The following is a 21146-nucleotide window of genomic DNA, read 5'->3' as shown; positions in this document are numbered from 1 at the left end:
AGAAGACGAGAGACTTATGATGGAAATTCTGCGTGGTTCGCCTGCACTGTCTGCATTTCGTATTACTAAACTGCTGGCACGTTTTCAGGCAGCCAACCTTCCGGTCAGCAACATTTACGCCGAGTACGTGCATTTCGCCGAACTGAACGCACCGCTTTCAGAACAGGAGCATGACCGACTGGCACAGTTGCTGCAGTATGGCCCAAGCCTCAGCAGCCATACGCCCGCTGGAAAATTACTGCTCGTCACCCCCCGCCCTGGCACCATCTCCCCCTGGTCTTCAAAAGCAACCGACATCGCCCATAACTGCGGCCTGGACACCATCGTCCGCCTCGAGCGCGGCGTTGCGTACTACGTTGAAACCTCAACCTTGAGCGACGCTCAATGGCGCCAGGTAGCGGCAGAATTGCATGACCGCATGATGGAAACCGTATTTGGTGCACTGCAGGATGCGGAAAACCTGTTTGCCCATCATCAACCGGCCCCGGTTTCCAGCGTGGACATGCTGGGTCAGGGACGTCAGGCGTTAGTGGAAGCCAACCAGCGTCTCGGGCTGGCGTTGGCGGAAGATGAAATCGACTATCTGTTCGACGCGTTCACCACCCTGAACCGTAACCCGAACGATATCGAACTCTACATGTTTGCGCAGGCCAACTCTGAGCACTGCCGACACAAAATTTTCAACGCCGATTGGGTTATCGACGGTGAAGTACAGCCGAAGTCGCTGTTCAAGATGATCAAAAATACGTTCGAAAAAACCCCGGACCACGTGCTATCTGCTTATAAAGATAACGCCGCGGTAATGGAAGGTTCGGACGTCGGTCGCTTCTATGCCGACCGTGACGCCCTGCGTTATGACTTCCATCAGGAACCGACCCACATCCTGATGAAAGTAGAAACTCACAACCACCCGACGGCCATCTCTCCGTGGCCGGGTGCGGCGACAGGTTCCGGCGGTGAAATTCGCGATGAAGGCGCTACCGGGCGTGGCGCGAAGCCAAAAGCCGGGCTGGGCGGTTTCTCCGTTTCCAACCTTCGCATCCCCGGCTTTGAACAGCCGTGGGAAGAAGATTTCGGTAAACCAGACCGTATTGTGACGGCGTTGGAGATCATGACCGACGGCCCGCTGGGCGGTGCTGCGTTCAACAATGAATTTGGTCGCCCGGCGCTAAACGGCTACTTCCGTACCTACGAAGAGAAAGTAAACAGCCACAACGGCGAAGAGCTGCGCGGCTATCACAAGCCGATCATGCTGGCTGGTGGGATCGGCAACATCCGCGCCGATCACGTGCAAAAAGGCGAGATCAACGTCGGTGCGAAACTGATCGTTCTTGGCGGCCCGGCGATGAATATCGGCCTCGGCGGCGGGGCGGCCTCCTCCATGGCATCCGGTCAGTCTGATGCGGACCTGGATTTTGCCTCCGTCCAGCGCGATAACCCGGAAATGGAACGTCGCTGTCAGGAAGTCATCGACCGCTGCTGGCAGATGGGCGAAGCGAACCCGATTCTGTTTATTCACGACGTCGGCGCGGGCGGTTTGTCCAACGCTATGCCGGAGCTTGTGAGCGACGGTAACCGCGGCGGGCGGTTTAACCTGCGCGATATACTCAGCGATGAGCCTGGCATGAGCCCACTGGAAATCTGGTGTAACGAATCCCAGGAGCGCTACGTGCTCGCCGTTGCCGCAGAACAGCTGCCGCTGTTTGACGAACTGTGTCGTCGCGAGCGCGCGCCGTATGCGGTGATTGGTGAAGCGACCGAAGAGATGCACCTGAGCCTCAGCGACACTCACTTCGACAACCAGCCTATCGATCTGCCGCTGGATGTGCTGCTCGGCAAAACGCCGAAGATGACCCGAGATGTAACGACTCAGAACGCCAACGGCGAAGCGCTGGACCGTCAGGGCATCACCATCGAAGACGCGGTCAACCGCGTGATGCATCTGCCGACAGTGGCTGAGAAAACCTTCCTCGTCACCATCGGTGACCGTTCGGTTACTGGCATGGTCGCGCGTGACCAGATGGTGGGTCCATGGCAGGTTCCGGTAGCAAACTGTGCGGTAACCACCGCCAGTCTCGACAGCTACTACGGTGAAGCGATGGCGCTGGGTGAACGTGCGCCGGTTGCGCTGCTCGATTTCGCTGCGTCTGCCCGTCTGGCAGTCGGCGAGGCGCTGACCAACATCGTCGGTACGCAGGTCGGCGATCTGAAACGTATCAAGCTTTCCGCTAACTGGATGGCGGCGGCAGGACACCCGGGTGAAGACGCGGGCCTGTACGCGGCGGTGAAAGCCGTCGGCGAAGAACTGTGTCCGGCGCTGGGTCTGACGATTCCGGTCGGCAAGGACTCGATGTCGATGAAAACCCGTTGGCAGGAAGGCAGTGAAGAGCGTGAAATGACGTCGCCGCTGTCGCTGGTAATCACCGCCTTTGCCCGTGTGGAAGATGTACGTCGTACCGTTACTCCGCAGCTTTCTACCGAGGATAATGCTCTGCTGCTGATCGACCTCGGGAAAGGCCACAATGCGCTCGGTGCCACGTCGTTGGCGCAGGTTTACCGCCAGCTCGGAGACAAAACCGCTGACGTTCGCAGCACCGAACAGCTGAAAGGCTTCTGGGATGCGATGCAGGTGCTGGTGGCTGAACGCAAACTGCTGGCCTGGCACGACCGCTCTGACGGCGGCCTGTTGGTTACGCTCGCGGAAATGGCCTTCACCGGCCACTGCGGCGTTGATGTCGATATTGCCGCGTTGGGTGAAGATAATCTGGCGGCGCTGTTCAACGAAGAGCTGGGCGGTGTGATTCAGGTTCGTGCACAAGACCGCGCTCAGGTCGAAAGCATTTTTGCCGCACACGGCCTGGCCGATTGCGTCCATGTGATCGGTAAAGCGACCGAGGGTGATCGTTTCGTGATCACTGCGGGCGGTCATCCGGTTTACAGCGAAAGCCGTACCACGCTGCGTATGTGGTGGGCAGAAACTACCTGGCAGATGCAGCGTCTGCGCGACAACCCGGAGTGCGCCGATCAGGAGCACGAGGCGAAGCGCAATGACAGCGATCCGGGCCTGAACGTGAAGCTCAGTTTCGACATCAATGAAGACGTCGCGGCACCGTACATTGCCAAGGGTGCACGTCCGAAAGTGGCGGTCCTGCGTGAGCAGGGCGTGAACTCTCACGTTGAAATGGCAGCGGCGTTCCACCGTGCGGGCTTCGATGCCATCGACGTTCACATGAGCGATCTGCTGGCGGGTCGTACCGGTCTGGACGATTTCCAGGCGCTGGTGGCCTGCGGCGGCTTCTCTTACGGTGACGTACTGGGCGCCGGTGAAGGCTGGGCGAAATCGATTCTGTTCAATGACCGCGTGCGCGATGAGTTCGAAACGTTCTTCCATCGTCCACAAACCCTGGCGCTGGGCGTGTGTAACGGCTGTCAGATGATGTCGAACCTGCGTGACCTGATCCCGGGCAGCAGTCTGTGGCCGCGCTTTGTTCGTAACCATTCTGACCGTTTCGAAGCGCGTTTCAGCCTGGTCGAAGTGACTCAGAGCCCGTCGCTGCTGTTGCAGGGCATGGTCGGTTCGCAGATGCCGATCGCCGTTTCCCACGGCGAAGGTCGCGTTGAAGTTCGTGACGATGCACATCTGGCGCAGCTGGAAAGCAAAGGCCTGGTGGCGCTGCGCTTTGTCGACCATTACGGCAACGTGACGCAGAATTACCCGGCGAACCCGAACGGCTCACCGAACGGAATCACCGCCGTAACCAGCGAAAGCGGGCGCGTCACCCTGATGATGCCGCACCCGGAGCGCGTATTCCGTACGGTGGCCAACTCCTGGCACCCGGAAAACTGGGGTGAAGACAGCCCGTGGATGCGTATTTTCCGCAACGCCCGTAAACAGTTGGGTTAATTTTTCCGGTACGACAAAAAAGCCTTCCCGATAACGGAAGGCTTTTTTACGGATAATCCCCATCAGCCGGGGAATAATCTCTCCTGCCAGGATATCAAGGTTGAAACAATCGGGATTATGGTGTGAGCAGTGGTTGGGTTGTGTAGATTTTACTGAATTTCGCTGTAGTCCATGTGTAATTTAAGTCTTTGTAATATCTTTTGAGGTGTGAGCTGATGAATCCGGGGAGTTTCACTTCCGTTATCCCGGAATAAATGCCGAAGTTAGCATCAAAAAAACTATACACTTTATCCAGTTGGGTCCATGCCAGGCAATGTCCATTCCCGTCCTTAGGCATCAGCCTAATAATGCCATATACCATTCCGACATTCCGGCTGATCATACTCCATGTTAATTGCGCTAACATATTCTTCCTTTCCTTCCCGGGCCCGCCTGATCCACCCTCCATCCGGGTGAGTCGATATCCCACCATATCTCCCCATTGACGAAGGAGGTCTTCGTCGCCCGTTATCATAATAAATGCGTCAACATCCTGGCCGAGGGAAGAGTTTATGCAGATCTTGTTCCGCGAATACTGTTCCTGCCATTGAGCAACCTTGTGTTTGATCGGCGTCTGTTTGGCATATTGTTTGAACCCTTTATGTTCGATGTTTGCTTCAATCCATGCCAGAGAGAGGCCAGTACATACACCGCCACATTTTGCACCAAATATGCTTTTGTTTTTATATACGTAACTGTACTGAAAAAATTTATCTATTTTCATTATTTATACCTTGAGCTTCTGTTTAATATATCGGATATAAAACATATAAAAATATTATGATATCCGGACGGAGGATATCTCTCATTAACCCTGCAATATATAGATTGTTCGAATGAATTGCTTCTGCATATAACGCCAGTAAATAAAACACTCTTTTGTGGGTCTTATAATTACTGGGTGTGGATACTAACAAAGTTTTATTTCGTTACGAGACTTTATTTCAGATAAAATATAAGCCCCCTTTCTGTCGCTGCGTTGTCTGCGTAACACGACAGCCATGCATTTTCTTGTCTCCAAAAGGAGACACTTAACATGCTGATTTACATGTGGTTATTTCAATAATGTTTTAATGCGTCTCTATCTTGAGACAGTTAGCTTAAAAAACATACATCTGTGATGATGTCGATTTTATTGTGATTCGTTTAATATCAATGTGTTAATAATAGTGTTTGCATTGTGGCACGCTTACTGCATAATAAATAGCAGTGGCTCATTCACCTTCTTATGTCAGCCCCTCCGGGAAGCGCTACATAAACCTCGAATGACGCACAAAAAGGTGCCTGCCGTCCAACATCTGATATCAGCTTAGCTATATCAACCATCGGGCGAAACGTGGAGTTAGGCACCGCCTTATTCAATAACAACGCCGGGTTTATCCCGGCGTTGTTGTATCTATACCCTGACCTCAGTTACCCTGCCTTTAAGATAACGATTAAGGGCGAACCCATTGAAACGCTGGTCTCTTTTCCCCCGCTCGCTGCGCCAACTGGTCATGCTGTCGTTTCTGTTGATCCTGCTTCCGCTGCTGGTGCTGGCGTGGCAGGCATGGCAGAGCCTGAATGCGCTAAGTTCGCAGGCCGCACTGACCAATCGCACGACGCTGATTGATGCGCGTCGCAGCGAAGCGATGACCAACGCCGCCCTGGAAATGGAGCGCAGCTACCGCCAATACTGCGTGCTGGATGACGCCACGCTGGCGAAGGTTTATCAGAGCCAGCGCAAGCGCTACAGCGATATGCTGGATGCCCACGCGGGCGTTCTGCCTGACGACAAGCTTTATCAGACGCTGCGCCAGGGTTTGAGTGACCTTGCCGATCTGCGCTGCAAAAACAGCGGGCCGGAAGAAAAAGCCGCCGCACAGCTGGAAGCGTTCGCCTCCGCCAATACCGAGATGGTTCAGGCCACCCGCACGGTGGTGTTTTCGCGTGGTCAGCAGCTGCAAAAGGAAATCGCCGAGCGCGGGCAGTTCTTTGGCTGGCAGGCGCTGGTGCTGTTCATGGTCAGCCTGACCATGATGGTGCTTTTTACCCGCATGATTATCGGCCCGGTAAAGAACATCCAGCGAATGATTAACCGGCTGGGTGAGGGGAAATCGCTCGGCAGTTCGGCGATGCTGACCGGCCCGCGCGAGCTGCAGTCCGTCGGGCAACGTATTGTCTGGCTCAGCGAACGCCTGTCCTGGCTTGAGTCCCAGCGCCATCAATTTTTACGCCATCTCTCCCACGAGTTAAAAACCCCGCTCGCCAGTATGCGTGAGGGGACCGAACTGCTGGCGGATGAGATAGTCGGGCCGCTTACCTCAGAGCAAAAAGAAGTGGTATCGATTCTCGATGACAGTAGCCGCAACCTGCAAAAGCTGATTGAGCAACTGCTCGATTACAACCGTAAACTGGTCGATAGCCCGGTGGAAATGGAAAAAGTCGAGCTGGCACCGCTGGTGGAGAGGGTGGTCTCCGCCCACAGTTTGCCGGCACGAGCTAAAATGATGCATACCCGCCTTGAACTTGAGGCGCGTGAGTGCTGGGCCGAGCCGATGTTTCTGCTGAGCGCGCTGGATAATCTCTATTCCAATGCGGTGCACTACGGCAGTGAATCCGGTACCATTTATCTGCGCAGTCGCCAGCAGGGAAACTCGATTTTCCTCGAGGTGATGAACAGCGGGACGCCGATCCCGGATGCGGAACAGACCATGATTTTTGAGCCTTTTTATCAGGGCAGTCATCAACGCAAAGGGGCTGTGAAGGGAAGCGGCTTGGGACTGAGTATTGCCCAGGATTGTATTCGCCGGATGCGGGGTTCCCTGCAGCTGGTTGATGCGCCAGAAGGCAACGTTTGCTTCCGCATAGAGCTCTCTCTTTCAGACACGGATAAACCCATTAAATGAAGCAATGTCTGGTGAAAATGTCCCCCATTATTCTTTCGCTCCTGGCCGGAGCGTCATGTTTTCTGCTGGCCGGGTGTACCACTTCTACGCATGCAACGAATGCCAGCGACGAAGACAAGCTGCCTCAGCAACAGGTAGCGGATTTCCTCTCTACCGACTGTATGGACGTTTGGTCGCTGCACGGTGATGCCACCGAGAAAAACCCGCTTTACTGGCTGCGCGGGATGGATTGTGCCGAGCGGCTGTCGCCTGAAATGGCGCGCAGCGAAGCCCGCTTGCATACCGACGACAACTGGCAGGATGCATTCCGCCGCGGCATATTGCTCGCCAGCGCCAAAATAAGCCCGCTCGAGCGCCGGGATGCGGTCAGCCGCCTCGACAGTTTTAGCCCGCAGTTTCCATCACAGATACGCCCGCTGTATCAAATCTGGCGCGACGGCCAGGCCTCGCAGCTTCAGCTTTCCGACGAGCGTTCGCGCTACAGCAAACTGCAACAGTCGTCAGATGTTGAACTCGATATTCTGCGTCAACAGCAGCAGCATCTGCGCAGCCAGCTCGATTTAACCACGCGCAAACTGGAGAATCTGACCGATATCGAACGTCAGCTTTCGAGCCGCAAACCGGCGAACAGCAGCTTTGCCCCAGATCCTGGGCATGCGGCTGACCCGTCACCTGCGGCGAAAGACACCCCGGACGGAGAGGAAAAACCATGACAGGACGCAAGCCCGCACACCTTTTACTGGTCGATGACGATCCCGGTTTGCTCAAACTGCTCGGCATGCGTTTGACCAGTGAAGGCTTCTCGGTGGTGACCGCCGAAAGCGGACAGGAAGGGCTGCGCGTGCTGGCGCGTGAAAACGTCGATCTGGTGATAAGCGATCTGCGCATGGATGAAATGGACGGGCTGCAGCTGTTCGCTGAGATCCAGAAAGTGCAGCCGGGGAAACCGGTGATCATCCTGACCGCGCATGGATCGATTCCTGATGCCGTTGCCGCCACGCAGCAGGGCGTGTTCAGCTTCCTGACCAAGCCGGTGGACAAAGACGCGCTGTATAAAGCCATCGATGAAGCGTTGGTGCATACCGCCGCCGCGACTGACGATCAGTGGCGCGAATCGATTGTGACCCGAAGCCCGGTGATGCTACGTTTGCTGGAGCAGGCGCGAATGGTAGCGCAGTCCGACGTCAGCGTGCTGATTAACGGGCAGAGCGGCACCGGGAAAGAGATTTTCGCCCAGGCCATTCACAATGCCAGCCCGCGCGGAAAATATCCGTTCATCGCCATCAACTGTGGCGCGCTGCCGGAACAGCTGCTGGAGTCTGAACTGTTCGGTCACGCGCGCGGGGCGTTTACCGGAGCGGTCAGCAATCGCGAAGGCCTTTTCCAGGCGGCTGAAGGCGGTACGCTGTTCCTCGATGAGATTGGCGATATGCCGTCGCCGCTGCAGGTCAAACTGCTGCGCGTACTGCAGGAGCGCAAAATCCGCCCGCTGGGCAGCAACCGCGATATCGACATTAACGTGCGGATTGTTTCCGCCACCCACCGCGATTTGCCGAAGGCGATGGCGCGCGGCGAATTCCGCGAAGATTTGTACTACCGTCTCAACGTCGTCAGCCTGAAAATTCCGTCGCTGGCCGAGCGTACCGAAGATATCCCGCTGCTGGCCAATCATCTGCTGCGCCAGTCCGCTGACCGCCATAAGCCGTTCGTCAGGGCGTTCTCGACCGATGCGATGAAACGACTGATGACCGCCAACTGGCCGGGGAACGTACGTCAGCTGGTGAACGTTATTGAGCAGTGCGTGGCGCTGACGTCATCGCCGGTGATTGGCGATGCGCTGGTGGATCAAGCGCTGGAAGGGGAAAACACCGCGCTGCCGACGTTTGTCGAAGCGCGTAATCAGTTTGAACTTAACTACCTGCGCAAGCTGCTGCAAATCACCAAAGGGAATGTGACGCACGCCGCGAGAATGGCGGGACGCAACCGTACCGAATTTTACAAATTACTCTCACGTCACGAACTCGACGCCAACGATTTTAAAGAGTAGCCCGCTACCCGCTACGACGTTATGATAGGGTAAGCAACCGGTTACGCGGATAAGACAGGAAACCATGAAAAAGATTGATGCGATAATTAAACCCTTCAAACTCGATGATGTGCGTGAAGCGCTGGCGGAAGTCGGCATCACCGGGATGACGGTAACGGAAGTGAAAGGCTTTGGTCGTCAGAAAGGTCACACCGAGCTGTACCGTGGTGCGGAATACATGGTCGATTTTCTGCCGAAGGTGAAAATTGAAATTGTGGTGACCGACGATATCGTCGATACCTGCGTGGATACCATTATCCGCACAGCGCAGACCGGCAAAATCGGCGACGGCAAAATTTTTGTCTTCGACGTAGCACGCGTGATTCGTATCCGTACCGGCGAAGAAGACGACGCGGCAATCTGATTTTTTCGCGTCTCTCCCAGAGACGCGTTATCGCTGCCTGCCACATTCCGCAGGCAGCGGTTTACACGTTACTCCTCACCGGCTTCTGCCCGTTCTGGCGCACCGTTTCCGAAAAGTTTTCTGCCCGCCAGTACAATAATCATCACTGCCACGCAGCCGAGCGTCCATTCGCCCATCTGTGAGAAAAAGTGACCGTAGGCGGCGACGGCACTTTCGCTGATTTGCGATTCGGTGGTGCGCTGTGCCACCACGCCCGCCAGCCAGTTAGCGACGGCACCGGTCGCCAGCATGTAGATGCCGGTCAGCACGCCGGTGACACCCGGCATATTCAGACGCGTTATTTGTGCCATTGCGACTGGATCGATAAACAACTCGGCAAACCCCATTAGCGCCAGACCCGCCACCATCAGGTTCATAGAGGCATGACCGTGGATCTGACCCTGACGAGCATTGAGTGCCAGCAGCATAAAGCCTGCGCCCATCAGCGCCAGACCGAAGGCAAATTTCAGCCATACGCGCAGGGCAGAACTGCCTCCCACCGCCGGACGCACCAGCCATGCCAGCACTACGCCTGCGCTCATTACCGCCACCGCATTCACCGACTGGAACAGTGCGGTCGGCACGGTGAACTGCAGCCACTGGCGATTAACAAAGTGGTCTATAAACAGGCTTATTGAGCTGCCGCCTTGTTGGGCTAATACCCAAAACAGGGTGCCGGTCAGCATCAGCAGGACAATTTGCCACAGTGCGCGACGGTGCTCCGGAGAAGCAATCATAATCCGGGCTACCATTTGTGCGGCAAAGAGGCACACCGCCGCGAGCAGATAACCCGCCCAGTCGCGTTCCAGCAATATAGTGAAGAATACCGGCGCAATGCACAGCATCACCAGCAGCCAGCCCCAGACCGGCAGCACGAAGCGTTTGCTGCGCAGGGCAGGTCGATTAACGCCGCGGGTATGACGAAAGTGATGATGACCGCTGAGGAAAACCATCAGGCCGATAAACATGCCGATTCCGGCCAGCGCAAAGCCGACGTGCCAGCCATACCACTGGGCGGCCAGCCCACAGACAATTGGGGCGGCGATAGAGCCGACGTTTCCCGCAGCGTATAGCAGTGAAAATCCGCCGTCGCGGCGGCTGTCATTGATGTCGTACAGTTCGCCCAGCAGACAACTGATGTTAGATTTGAACAGGCCATAGCCGCAAATGATGATCGCCAGCGCCAGATACAGGCTCGTCGCGGAATCAGATTCGAGCCCCAGCACGATGTGGCCCAGCGTCATCAGAAGCGCGCCGGCAATTACTGCGACGCGGTTACCGAGCAGGCGGTCGGCAATCCAGCCGCCAAGAATAGGGGTGACATACACCAGTGAGGCGTAGGCGCTGAACAGGCCAATGGCGTGGCTGTCGTCGAAGTCGAGCTGGTGGGTGAGATAAAGGATGAGCAGGGCACGCATGCCGTAAAAGCTGAAGTATTCCCAGATTTGAATCGCCACGATGTAGTAAATCGCGCGCGGTTGTGAGGGTGTTTGCATGTCGTCTCCTTAGAACGTGAAAAAAGGGAAGTGGTGAACCACTTCCCTTGGGGACTAAATGTTATTTGGTGTTTTTCAGCACTTTAACGGTATAACGGCCATCCGCCTGACGATAGGCACCGTGGATATCTGTTTCGAAGCCCGGATAGTGAGCGCCGATTTCGCACAGCATCTGCAAGAATTCCAGCACCGGACGGCTTTCCTCGGTGATCATCTCACCCGGCATCACCAGCGGAACGCCGGGAGGATATGGCAGGATCATGTTGGCATTCACTCGACCAACGGTCTCCTCGAGGTAAACCTCTTCGGTTTCACCGTGCAGCTCTTTCTGGAACGCGTCGAACGGCGTCATTACCATCGCTGGCAGCACTTCAAACGCTCGGAACATCAGGTCCGGCAGGTTGTGATGCTCAACCAGTTTGTGGATGTTCTGCGCCAATTCCTGCACGCGCATGTTTTCGTAGAATTCTGGGTTATCACGATATAACGACGGCAGCAGGTTTTTCACTCGCAGGTTCAGGTCGAACGCACGTTTGAAATCGGTCAGCGCACGCAGCAGGCTCAGGGCTTTGGTTTTATCGATCCCGATGCTGAACAGGAACAGCAGGTTGTACGGGCCGGTCTTCTCGACCACGATCCCACGCTCATCGAGGTATTTCGCCACGATGCTCGCCGGGATACCAAATTCGTCCATCGAACCGTCTTTTTTCATGCCCGGAGTCAGAATGGTGACTTTGATCGGGTCAAGATACATGTGTTCGTTGTCGATGTTTTTGAAGCCGTGCCACGCACTGTCAGAACGCAGCGGCCAGCATTCCGCACCGTCGATGTGCTCTGGCTGCCAGACGTCGAAGAACCAGCCTTCGGATTCGCCTTTCAGACGTTTAATCTCTTTACGGAACTTGATGGCGCGTTCGATGGAGCCGTTGATCAGGCGCTTACCGGCATTGCCTTTCATCATCGCCGCTGCGGTTTCGGTGGACGCCACAATCCCGTAATGCGGAGAAGTGGTGGTGTGCATCATGTAGGCTTCGTTGAAGGTTTCTTCGTTAACGTCACCTTTCACGTGGATCATCGATGCCTGAGAGAACGCAGCCAGCAGTTTGTGCGTAGACTGGGTTTCGTAAATCACTTTCCCTTCCACACGACCGCCGCTCATTCCGCTTTTACCGGCATAAATCGGGGAGAAGTTGGTGTAAGGCACCCAGGCAGAATCGAAGTGAATCGATTTCACATCGAGGGTTTTCTTGATGAAGTCGGTGTTATACAGCAGACCATCATAAGTCGAGTTGGTGATAACCGCGTGTACCGGCCAGGTGGCATTCGGCGTTTCTTTCACGCGTTTCGCGATGGTCGCGCGCTGGAATTCGCTCTGCGGAATACCGCCGAGGATGCCGTATGCGTTACGGGTCGGACGGAAATAAATCGGCGTAATGTTACTCATCATCATCAGATGGGTAAGCGACTTATGGCAGTTACGGTCAATAAGCACGGTGCTGCCCGCCGGTGCGGAATACATGCCGACGATTTTGTTCGCGGTGGATGTGCCGTTAGTCACCATGTAGCTGCGTTCAGCGTTAAAGACGCGGGCGATGTACTCTTCCGCTTCTTTGTGCGGGCCGCTGTGGTCCAGCAGAGAACCCAGTTCAGACACGGAAATCGATACGTCAGATTTCATGGTGTTCGGGCCGAAGAAATCATAGAACAGGCTGCCGACCGGGCTTTTCTGGAAGGCGGTTCCGCCCATATGGCCTGGCGTACAGAAGGTGTATTTGCCTTCACGCACATATTTGAACAGCGATTTGGTCAGCGGCGGCAGGATTGTGTCGATGTACTCGTCGGTATTCTGCTGGATTTTCGCCGCGATATCTTCCGCCGCACCCAACGCATATTCGAAGAAGCGCACCTGCATCCGCAGGTCATTCAGACTCACGTCGAGAGTCGAGTAGGTGTTGGCAAAGGCGTACAGCGGCATGTATTCGTTCAGTTTGCTGATTTCTTCACACAGCTCGAGATTGTATTTATCCCAGTCGAAAATCACGCCGCACAGGCGGGCATTGTTCTCAATCAGCTTCAGTAAATCTTCGCGGTCGTTCGGGTAAACGATGCGGAAATCCAGGCGCTCAAGGGCGCGGTGCAGTTCACGGATAGGTTCTTCTTTGAAGTAGACACCCATGTGATTCATGATTGCGATAACGTTCATAGTCGTATCTCCAGGCGTAGAAGGCCCCTCCCGTCACGAGGTGACAGGTGAAGAGAGGAGCCGTGAGAAAAGGGTTAGGGCTTAGTGAGCGCTGGCGGTGTTGTCTTCGCTGTGTTCACGCTGGTTCATTTTGCGGCCGTAGAACATCAGGATGATGAGGCTCACGATGAAGGTGCCGGACAGCTCGAAGGAACTGGCGCCCATCAGTGCGATGAAGCAGAATGCACAGCCGAGCACGGCACAAATCAGGCTCACCAGGTTGCGAACGTTGACGCCTTCAAAGCGAATAAGGTCAACGCAGGAGTAGAAGTAAGGCAGCATGGTCAGCAGCACCGCGATACCGGTTAACTCGCCGAACAGGTCAGAAGCTTTACCGCCGCTGGAGTTCATCACCGTAATCAGGATCATCAGGGCGGTCATTTTCACCGCGGCCAGCAGCAGGCCTTTTTTCGGGATGCCGTTGGCATCAATTTCGCCATACACTTTCGGGAAGTTGCCATCATCAGCGGCACGTTTACCGGCCTGGCCGACCAGCATCATCCACGAGCCCAGCGAGGTGAGGCAGGCGAAAGCGGTGAAGGCGGAAACCATCGGTGCAGCCCAGCTGCCCATAATGGTAGAGGCGCTGACTGCGAACGGTGCGCCCGATGCTGCCATTTCAGCCGCAGGGTACATACCGGTAATGACCTGAGTCGCCAGAATATAAATCACACCCGCGATTGCGGTACCCAGCATGGTTGCCAGCGGTACGGTGCGTTTCGGGTTTTTGACCATACCGGTGCTGACAGCGGCAGATTCAACGCCGACGAACGCCCACAGACACAGCAGAATACTTTTGATTACGGCGTGATAATCCGTGGTGGTCGAAGTGTTCCAGTTAGCCTGATAGGTCGCCATATCAAACCAGTGCCAGCCGATAACCGCAGTCACTAATACCGGAATAAGCACCAGCACCAGACCAATGGTGGTCAGGCGGCTGACCCAGGTACCGCCGAGCATATTCACGAAGGTGAAAATCCAGACGATAGCGATACAGGCCAGACCGGCCGGTACGGGATTATTTAAGACCGGGAAGAAGGTCGAAAGATAAGAAACGGCGGTAATGCCGATGGCCAGATTACCAATCCAGTTTGCGTGGTAATAAAGGACGCCGGTCTGGAAGCCGAATGCCGGGGATAATTCACCCGCATAGGCAATGGGGCCACCTTCTTGTGGGTTTTTGGTTGCCAGTCGGGCGTAAACATAAGCCAGAGACATTGCACCAATAATAGAAATAACCCAGCCCCAGATGGCAATGCCACCGATGCTGGCGAGGTTCGCGGGTAATAAGGCAATGCCGCTCCCCATCATATTCCCGGCGACTACGCCAGTACAGGCGAAGAGCCCGATCTTTTTGGCAGAACTCATGGTTTGTATTCTCCTGGTATTTATTTTGGAGGCCCGGATCATATTGCAAATTGTGGTTATGACCCGACCGACTGAGCTCAAGGTTAAAGATCTCCAGCAGAGAAGTCCTAAAGATAAAGTGAAGTAATCGCAAATGTCAGACAAATGACATCCTGACCTTTTCGCGTTAACACATCAGGATGACAGGTTGATATCATAAAAAGATAAATATCGTTATTTTACATGGTGTTGTGATTATCGTGGCAGGTTGAATTAATGTTGCTTTGCGTGGGGTCTTGGCTCAGGAAAGATAACAATTCAGGTGTTCATGAGATACATATAATTAACCTCATCACGCGTGTTTTATTCCACGTGATGAGGTCATTCATGTATCTGACTTATTCTGCAGCGAGGAAGTTGTCGAGATAGGGGACGACGCGGGTAACGGAAGTCTGGAATACGCTGTTTTCAATCCAGTAAAGCGTGTTCTCGCCTGGGCGTAAATTGAATGCGGTAATATACGCATCTGCGGCGAGACGGTTTTCACCTTTCATTTCGTAGACTTTGCCAAGAAGTACGTAATTCATCCATGACATTTCAAGGTCAATACCTGAATTAATCGCCGCGAATGCGTCATCAATTTTTCCTTGTCCGAGCATATTGATGGTCTTTATTTGATAGAACGCAGCGGTATTGTTGATCTCAGGAATATTACTGACGAGGGTTATTTCTGCATTGAGTTCCGCCAGCTGTGTTTCATTCATTGGTTGCTGAGAATGACGTAAGACATCGACAATGGCTTTTTCCGCCAGCGCATAGGTAAAGCCTGGCGAATCGGAAATCACGTCCTCAAGAATCGCGCTGGCTTTGCTGAGCGAATCGATATCGCCTTTCATCAGCATCTGGTGAGCCTGATAAAAGTGAGTCAGCGATTTGCTCTGCGGCGGCTGATACATGCGCAGCATGGCCTGCATCCGCTCTGGCCACGGCTGGGTCAACGCCTCCGACAGGCTGCTCATCAGGTCATTCTGAATCGACAGCGGGTTATCGCTGGTGACGAAGTAACGCTTATCGAGCATCACGGATCCGTCGGCGTTATCGACCAGCTGCACCGACATAAAGCACTGCTGAGCGCGGTAATGGCGCTGATTCACAAACTCAATGGTCAGCGTTTTGCCCGAACTGCTCGGCTCGTTGACGTTGTAGTTGGTTTTGTCATGCACCATATAGGTCGAGAACGTATTCAGCGACATGGTAATCAGGCTGCCAAGCCCCACGGCGTACGTTCGCTGCGAGGCCGCATTGTTGCAGGAGTTACCGTCCGCTAAACGGATATCGATATCGCGCGGGTTGAGCAACAGGCGCGTTTTAGTCACTGGCGGATGCGAATGTATTGTCGACATTGCGACCAGCGCCACGCAGCTGAACAGCGCCAGCAGAAACAGGCCCCAGACCCACCAGGTCGTGATGCTGCGGCGTTTGTCCGCTTTCACCTGTGCGGGAAGCGCACCTGCCGCCGAAACCAGCGTGGCGGCCACGGTCGATGGCGAGGATTTTACCGTCGTCGACGGGATTGCCGGAGGAACGGGGACCAGTTCATCGCCTTCTTCGGCGCACCAGATAACGGTGGCCGCCAGCTTATAGCCGCGCTTCGGCACCGTCACAATGTATTCCGGGCTGCTCTCATCGCCGTCTTTCAGCGACTTACGCAATTCAGAAATGCTCTGGGTCACGACGTGGTTGGTTACGATATTACGCGTCCAGACGTGGTCGATAAGTTCATCCCTGCTCAGGACTTCATCGGGGTGATGAGCAAAGTAAACCAGAAGGTCAATGAGGCGAGGTTCGAGTGTAAGTTGACGTCCCTGACGGCTTATCTGATTTACGGCAGGCGTAACCAGCCATTCGCCAATGAGTACAACAGGTTGCTGCATAAAAAAGGGGCCCAAAAATGACAACGGGAAGACGGGCATTTTAACACAAGCAGATTACCCCTTTTTTGACCCACCCTGCTTCATGGAGGCGATATGAAGGATTTTTTGTATGGTTCTGGGTATAAAAGCAGCGCTTGCGGGCCAGAGAAACAGCGTGGCCCGCGAGAGGGGGAAATACGTTACAGCACCTTATGTGGTCCGAAGCATTCGTAATGGATATTACCCGGCTCCACGCCCAGCGCCACGAGTTGCTGCGCGGCAAACTGCATGAAACCGACCGGACCACAGAGATAGAACTGGGTCGCCGGATCACTGAACAGGCCTTCATGCTGGCGCAAATCTATCAGCCCGGCGCTGTCGAACACGTCATTATTTTCAGGCGCGTTATACCAGACGTGCGAGGCAAAGCGCGGTAGCGTTGCACCCAAGGATTCTACTTCTTTGGCGAACGCATGGACCGCGCCGTTTTCAGCCGCGTGGAACCAGTTCACCTGAGCCGGATGGGCGCGGTTTGCCAGGGTATCGAGCATCGCCAGCATTGGCGTCTGGCCGACACCGGCAGAAATCAGCGTCACCGGTGCGGTGGCGTCAACGGACATAAAGAAGTCACCGGCAGGTGCGGCAAGATAAACGGTATCGCCCACACGGGCTTCGTCATGCAGCCATTCTGACACCTGGCCGCCGTTTTCGCGCTTCACCGCAATACGGTAGTTTTTGGCGTTCGGGCTGCGGGTCAGTGAATACTGACGGATCTCCTGATGCGCGAAACCTTCCGGTTTCAGCCACACGCCGAGATATTGACCCGGCTGATAATCGGCCACGTCGCCGCCGTCTTGCGGGGCAAACTCAAACGCGGTGATCAGGGCGCTTTGCGGCGTTTTGCTGACTATCTGGAATGCGCGCGTGCCTTCCCAGCCGCCGATTTTCGCGGCGCTTTGCTGATAAATTTCACCTTCGCGGTTAATGAACACGTCGGCCAGCACACCATAGGCTTTGCCCCAGGCGTCCAGCACTTCCTGGCCCGGGCTGAACAGCTCGTCAAGCGTCGCCAGCAGATGGCCGCCAACGATGGCGTACTGCTCGGGTTGGATCTGGAAGCTGGTGTGTTTCTGGGCGATTTTTTCCACCGCGGGCAGCAGGGCGGCCAGGTTTTCAATATTGCTGGCGTAGGCGGCGATGGCGTTGAACAGCGCTTCACGCTGATCACCGTTACGCTGGTTGCTCATGTTGAAGATCTCTTTCAACTCCGGGTTATGAGCAAACATGCGATCGTAAAAATGTGCGGTGAGTTTAGGGCCAGTTTCGACCAGCAGGGGAATGGTGGCTTTCACCGTCGCGATGGTTTGTGCGTCAAGCATGTCTATGTCCTTCTCGGTTTCTTCATCATGTTTCTAATGATGCATTTTAAATGCATCTTATAATAATGACCCTATGATGTAAATGGTTCTTTGAAAGATGAAAAATGTGCATCACAAACCTGAAAAGAAATCCGCTTAAAACTCGAGTGCCTTTATCGCTCAAACCCTTGCGTAGCGGCAAGGTAATCGTTTGCGTAAAATCATTTGTCAAGACCTGTTATCGCAGAACTTATCAGTTATACTGTTGGCCGTTGCCCAAAAGGGCCCCCTTTTTTAGCGGTAAAACTACTGTTAGCTGAGTCAGGAGATGCGGATGTTAAAGCGTGAAATGAACATTGCCGATTATGATGCCGAACTGTGGCAGGCGATGGAGCAGGAAAAAGTACGTCAGGAAGAGCACATCGAACTGATCGCCTCCGAAAACTACACCAGCCCGCGCGTGATGCAGGCGCAGGGTTCTCAGTTAACCAACAAGTACGCTGAAGGTTATCCGGGCAAACGCTATTACGGCGGCTGTGAATATGTTGATATCGTTGAGCAGCTGGCTATCGATCGCGCCAAAGAGCTGTTTGGCGCAGACTACGCCAACGTGCAGCCGCACTCCGGTTCCCAGGCGAACTTCGCGGTTTACACCGCGCTGCTGCAACCGGGCGATACCGTTCTCGGTATGAACCTGGCGCAAGGTGGCCACCTGACTCACGGTTCCCCGGTCAACTTCTCCGGTAAGCTGTACAACATCATCCCTTACGGTATCGATGAGTCCGGTAAAATTGACTATGAAGACATGGCGAAGCAGGCGCAGACCCATAAACCGAAGATGATCATCGGCGGCTTCTCGGCTTACTCCGGTGTGGTTGACTGGGCAAAAATGCGTGAAATCGCTGACAGCATCGGCGCATACCTGTTCGTTGATATGGCACACGTGGCCGGTCTGATTGCCGCAGACGTATACCCGAACCCGGTTCCACATGCTCACGTCGTGACTACCACTACCCACAAAACCCTGGCGGGCCCGCGCGGCGGCCTGATCCTGGCGAAAGGTGGTGACGAAGACCTGTACAAAAAACTGAACTCTGCCGTGTTCCCAAGCGCGCAGGGCGGCCCGCTGATGCATGTCATCGCCGCGAAAGCCGTTGCGCTGAAAGAAGCGATGGAGCCAGAGTTCAAAGTCTACCAGCAGCAAGTGGCGAAAAACGCGAAAGCGATGGTGGAAGTGTTCCTGAACCGCGGCTACAAAGTGGTATCTGGCGGTACTGAGAACCACCTGTTCCTGCTGGATCTGGTAGATAAAAACCTGACCGGTAAAGAAGCCGATGCCGCGCTGGGTCGCGCTAACATCACCGTCAACAAAAACAGCGTACCAAACGACCCGAAGAGCCCGTTTGTGACCTCTGGTATCCGTATCGGTTCTCCGGCTGTGACTCGCCGCGGCTTCAAAGAAGCTGAAGTGAAAGAACTGGCTGGCTGGATGTGTGACGTGCTGGACAACATCAATGATGAAGCCGTTATCGAACGCATCAAAAGTAAAGTGCTGGATATCTGCGCCCGTTTCCCGGTTTACGCGTAATATACTGAATTTACTTTAAATGTTGGGCACCTAAGGTAGTAATGCTAGTCAGTTAAGGATGTGAGGCCTGTTAAATCAGGCCTCAATGAAGGAAAACGGGGCTACAACCCTGATTCCTTTGTTGTCCTTCCAAGCAGAAAATATGAATATTCATTCATGAAAATGCTTAGCTGATCGGCCTTATACCTAAGGTGTCTTTTTTTTTTATAAAATAGGATGGCTGTGCTTTTCATAATGAAAGGTAAGATACAGAGAACCTGACATTATAGCATGCTCTGAAATCTGAATTGCTCTTAATAATATATTCAATAAGATTGAATTGCAGATACTGAAAAGCACTTGTATGGTGTTAAACACAACTACTGAAATTAGTTAACTATTTCTTGGTTTACGTGAAAGTTGTTTATTAATTCCCTTATCATACCCAGGGATGGAGGGGTGATAATAGTGTACTAATGAATAATGCAAAATAAACACACGGATAATGAAGGTGTCAGCGTGCCAAAGGGAAGGGACATTTAATGGATAATAGAAGGTTTAAGGAACAAGCACAGCCAATCTTGCAAAGAGCGCTATTATATGCCAGAAGTAGATTACCATTAAAAGCAGCGAATAAATTTTACCTTAATAAAAATGTGACAAATGAATGGATGGTTACAGACCCTAACCGATATTTACTGCATACCGTGTCCATGGATAAACTCAGAAATCAGAAGCTTAGAGAGTTAAGAGAACATAATTCAAACCCTAAGCACTATTGCCAGAAACTTGACCAAGATTATCGTAATGGGATCAAAAATCCTGGTAACTGTGGCGAAAATGCGATGTTGGCCTTTTCTTATCTTGCGAATCATGTACATGGATTGCAAAAAAAAGTTAAAGATCCGGTACGTATATTAAGGATTTACCTGAAAATGCCCGTAGACCATGCCCTGGTTTTAGTGGGGACATGGAAAGGTCCTGGCTCTCACCAATTACTTGAAAATACATTGGTCTGTGATCCGTGGGCTAAAATAGTCTGTCCAATAGATACATACTCAATATATTGGCAGGCGAAGATGAAAAAATGGTCAGACCGTGGTTTGAAGGGATACCACGGGAGTCAAATTTATGATTTTTATCAAGACAGATGTACTCGTGAAAGTATTATTCACGGTAAGGTTGTATTAACGGAGCAGGCATTGCAAGGCGTTACCAAATTGCTTCATGATCCACGTTGCTATTCATTAATGGACCGTAACGTATTTTCCTGATGTTTTCTGTCCGCAGCGGGAGTATTCAGGGCAGAAATCTAAGCATAGCGTTACCGGTATCAAGCCTTTAAGCTGTGTACCACCGGGAAAAAGGTCGCGTTTGCGGCCTTTTGCTTTTTCATGAGCTAACGGCGGTCAATCGACAACCCCCCAGGTCCGACAATCGCCAGCAGTAAAAAACCACCGGCAATGCTGACGTTCTTGTAGAAGTTAATCATGTTCGGCACCACCGCCGCGGCGGTCATATCCCAGTAGTGATGTCCAATAACCGCCGTTCCCAGCGTGTAAAAGACAAACAGCACTGCCAGCGGACGGGTAAAAAACCCGAGCACAATGAGAATTGCCGCAGGCACTTCCATTATCACCGCGATAATCGCTGATAACATTGGAACCGGCGCGCCGCTCGAGGCCATGTACTGTACCGTTCCGCTAAAGCCCATCATTTTCGGATAACCAAAAATAATGAACAACGCCACCAGCGCGATGCGGGCAATCAATAGCAGCAGCGAGCGTGATGAGCCAAAATCGAAATAACGAATTGAGTTCATAGCAGTTCCGTTGTGCAAAAGGGAAGTCATTAAAACCTAATACACAATGACTGCTCGCGCCAGAAATCTGTCCACAAACAA

Annotated in this window: 14 protein-coding genes; 7 read left to right on the top strand and 7 right to left on the bottom strand. The window is 53.6% G+C overall.

All coding sequences use genetic code 11. From position 1 onward, the window contains the following. Window positions 1-16: 16 nt before the first annotated feature. On the top strand, window positions 17-3904 hold the full coding sequence (purL, locus tag MUU46_RS10815) for a phosphoribosylformylglycinamidine synthase (protein ID WP_258965524.1): 3888 nt from the start codon (window positions 17-19) through the stop codon (window positions 3902-3904). 115 nt (window positions 3905-4019) lie between these two features. On the opposite strand, the gene MUU46_RS10810 is transcribed toward purL, so the two are convergent. Then, complete coding sequence (locus tag MUU46_RS10810; protein WP_258965523.1) at window positions 4020-4667, bottom strand: YopT-type cysteine protease domain-containing protein; 648 nt, start codon at window positions 4665-4667, stop codon at window positions 4020-4022. A gap of 727 nt (window positions 4668-5394) precedes the next feature. Between MUU46_RS10810 and qseE the strand changes: the two genes are divergently transcribed. The 4 genes from qseE (at window position 5395) to glnB (ending at window position 9281) form a co-directional block, all read left to right on the top strand. Further along, window positions 5395-6831: a two component system sensor histidine kinase QseE/GlrK gene (gene qseE, locus MUU46_RS10805; protein WP_258965522.1), complete on the top strand. Its 1437-nt coding sequence runs from the start codon at window positions 5395-5397 to the stop codon at window positions 6829-6831. Continuing rightward, a complete protein-coding gene (gene qseG, locus MUU46_RS10800; RefSeq protein ID WP_258965521.1) occupies window positions 6828-7544 on the top strand; it encodes a two-component system QseEF-associated lipoprotein QseG in 717 nt (238 codons plus the stop codon). Before qseE ends, qseG begins: the two co-directional genes overlap by 4 nt. Continuing rightward, window positions 7541-8878, top strand: a complete 1338-nt coding sequence (gene glrR, locus MUU46_RS10795) for a two-component system response regulator GlrR (protein WP_159760773.1) — start codon at window positions 7541-7543, stop codon at window positions 8876-8878. The genes qseG and glrR overlap by 4 nt, the downstream gene beginning before the upstream one ends. 64 nt (window positions 8879-8942) lie before the next feature. Next, on the top strand, window positions 8943-9281 hold the full coding sequence (glnB, locus tag MUU46_RS10790) for a nitrogen regulatory protein P-II (RefSeq protein ID WP_002914032.1): 339 nt from the start codon (window positions 8943-8945) through the stop codon (window positions 9279-9281). A 68-nt stretch (window positions 9282-9349) separates the two neighbouring features. On the opposite strand, the gene dtpD is transcribed toward glnB, so the two are convergent. The 5 genes from dtpD to hmpA all read right to left on the bottom strand — a co-directional run bounded on the left by dtpD (window position 9350) and on the right by hmpA (window position 17697). Next, on the bottom strand, window positions 9350-10816 hold the full coding sequence (dtpD, locus tag MUU46_RS10785; RefSeq protein WP_258965520.1) for a dipeptide permease DtpD: 1467 nt from the start codon (window positions 10814-10816) through the stop codon (window positions 9350-9352). A gap of 61 nt (window positions 10817-10877) precedes the next feature. After that, window positions 10878-13019 (bottom strand): lysine decarboxylase CadA, encoded by a 2142-nt coding sequence (cadA, locus tag MUU46_RS10780; RefSeq protein ID WP_258965519.1) that lies wholly within the window; start codon window positions 13017-13019, stop codon window positions 10878-10880. Between the two features lie 81 nt (window positions 13020-13100). Beyond that, entirely contained in the window at window positions 13101-14426 is a 1326-nt protein-coding gene (gene cadB / locus MUU46_RS10775; protein ID WP_159760767.1) for a cadaverine/lysine antiporter, read from the bottom strand. A 377-nt stretch (window positions 14427-14803) separates the two neighbouring features. After that, window positions 14804-16339, bottom strand: a complete 1536-nt coding sequence (cadC, locus tag MUU46_RS10770) for a lysine decarboxylation/transport transcriptional activator CadC (protein ID WP_258965518.1) — start codon at window positions 16337-16339, stop codon at window positions 14804-14806. A gap of 179 nt (window positions 16340-16518) precedes the next feature. After that, the gene (gene hmpA, locus MUU46_RS10765; protein WP_258965517.1) at window positions 16519-17697 is read right to left on the bottom strand and encodes an NO-inducible flavohemoprotein; all 1179 of its coding nucleotides are present in this window, start codon (window positions 17695-17697) and stop codon (window positions 16519-16521) included. A gap of 313 nt (window positions 17698-18010) precedes the next feature. On the opposite strand from hmpA, the gene glyA reads away from it, so the two are divergent. Next, complete coding sequence (gene glyA, locus MUU46_RS10760; RefSeq protein WP_159760761.1) at window positions 18011-19264, top strand: serine hydroxymethyltransferase; 1254 nt, start codon at window positions 18011-18013, stop codon at window positions 19262-19264. 521 nt (window positions 19265-19785) lie between these two features. Continuing rightward, window positions 19786-20517 carry a hypothetical protein gene (locus tag MUU46_RS10755; RefSeq protein ID WP_258965516.1) on the top strand — a complete coding sequence of 244 codons (732 nt, stop codon included), beginning with the start codon at window positions 19786-19788 and terminating at the stop codon, window positions 20515-20517. A 125-nt stretch (window positions 20518-20642) separates the two neighbouring features. Here the strand turns inward: MUU46_RS10755 and MUU46_RS10750 are convergent, their stop codons facing one another. Then, window positions 20643-21065 (bottom strand): DoxX family protein, encoded by a 423-nt coding sequence (locus MUU46_RS10750; RefSeq protein ID WP_258965515.1) that lies wholly within the window; start codon window positions 21063-21065, stop codon window positions 20643-20645. Window positions 21066-21146: the final 81 nt, after the last annotated feature.

The organism is Scandinavium tedordense (genome assembly GCF_024764965.1).
Taxonomy (GTDB): domain Bacteria; phylum Pseudomonadota; class Gammaproteobacteria; order Enterobacterales; family Enterobacteriaceae; genus Scandinavium; species Scandinavium tedordense.
This window is presented reverse-complemented; position numbering and strand designations above follow the sequence as displayed.

Bases quoted from the DNA above. Each gene is read 5' to 3' on its own strand.
- hmpA (WP_258965517.1), bottom strand. From the start codon at position 17,697: ATGCTTGACGCACAAACCATCGCGACGGTGAAAGCCACCATTCCCCTG.
- cadB (WP_159760767.1), bottom strand. From the start codon at position 14,426: ATGAGTTCTGCCAAAAAGATCGGGCTCTTCGCCTGTACTGGCGTAGTC.
- MUU46_RS10810 (WP_258965523.1), bottom strand. From the start codon at position 4,667: ATGAAAATAGATAAATTTTTTCAGTACAGTTACGTATATAAAAACAAA.
- qseG (WP_258965521.1), top strand. From the start codon at position 6,828: ATGAAGCAATGTCTGGTGAAAATGTCCCCCATTATTCTTTCGCTCCTG.
- MUU46_RS10750 (WP_258965515.1), bottom strand. From the start codon at position 21,065: ATGAACTCAATTCGTTATTTCGATTTTGGCTCATCACGCTCGCTGCTG.
- glnB (WP_002914032.1), top strand. From the start codon at position 8,943: ATGAAAAAGATTGATGCGATAATTAAACCCTTCAAACTCGATGATGTG.
- cadC (WP_258965518.1), bottom strand. From the start codon at position 16,339: ATGCAGCAACCTGTTGTACTCATTGGCGAATGGCTGGTTACGCCTGCC.
- MUU46_RS10755 (WP_258965516.1), top strand. From the start codon at position 19,786: ATGGATAATAGAAGGTTTAAGGAACAAGCACAGCCAATCTTGCAAAGA.
- dtpD (WP_258965520.1), bottom strand. From the start codon at position 10,816: ATGCAAACACCCTCACAACCGCGCGCGATTTACTACATCGTGGCGATT.
- cadA (WP_258965519.1), bottom strand. From the start codon at position 13,019: ATGAACGTTATCGCAATCATGAATCACATGGGTGTCTACTTCAAAGAA.
- glrR (WP_159760773.1), top strand. From the start codon at position 7,541: ATGACAGGACGCAAGCCCGCACACCTTTTACTGGTCGATGACGATCCC.
- glyA (WP_159760761.1), top strand. From the start codon at position 18,011: ATGTTAAAGCGTGAAATGAACATTGCCGATTATGATGCCGAACTGTGG.
- purL (WP_258965524.1), top strand. From the start codon at position 17: ATGATGGAAATTCTGCGTGGTTCGCCTGCACTGTCTGCATTTCGTATT.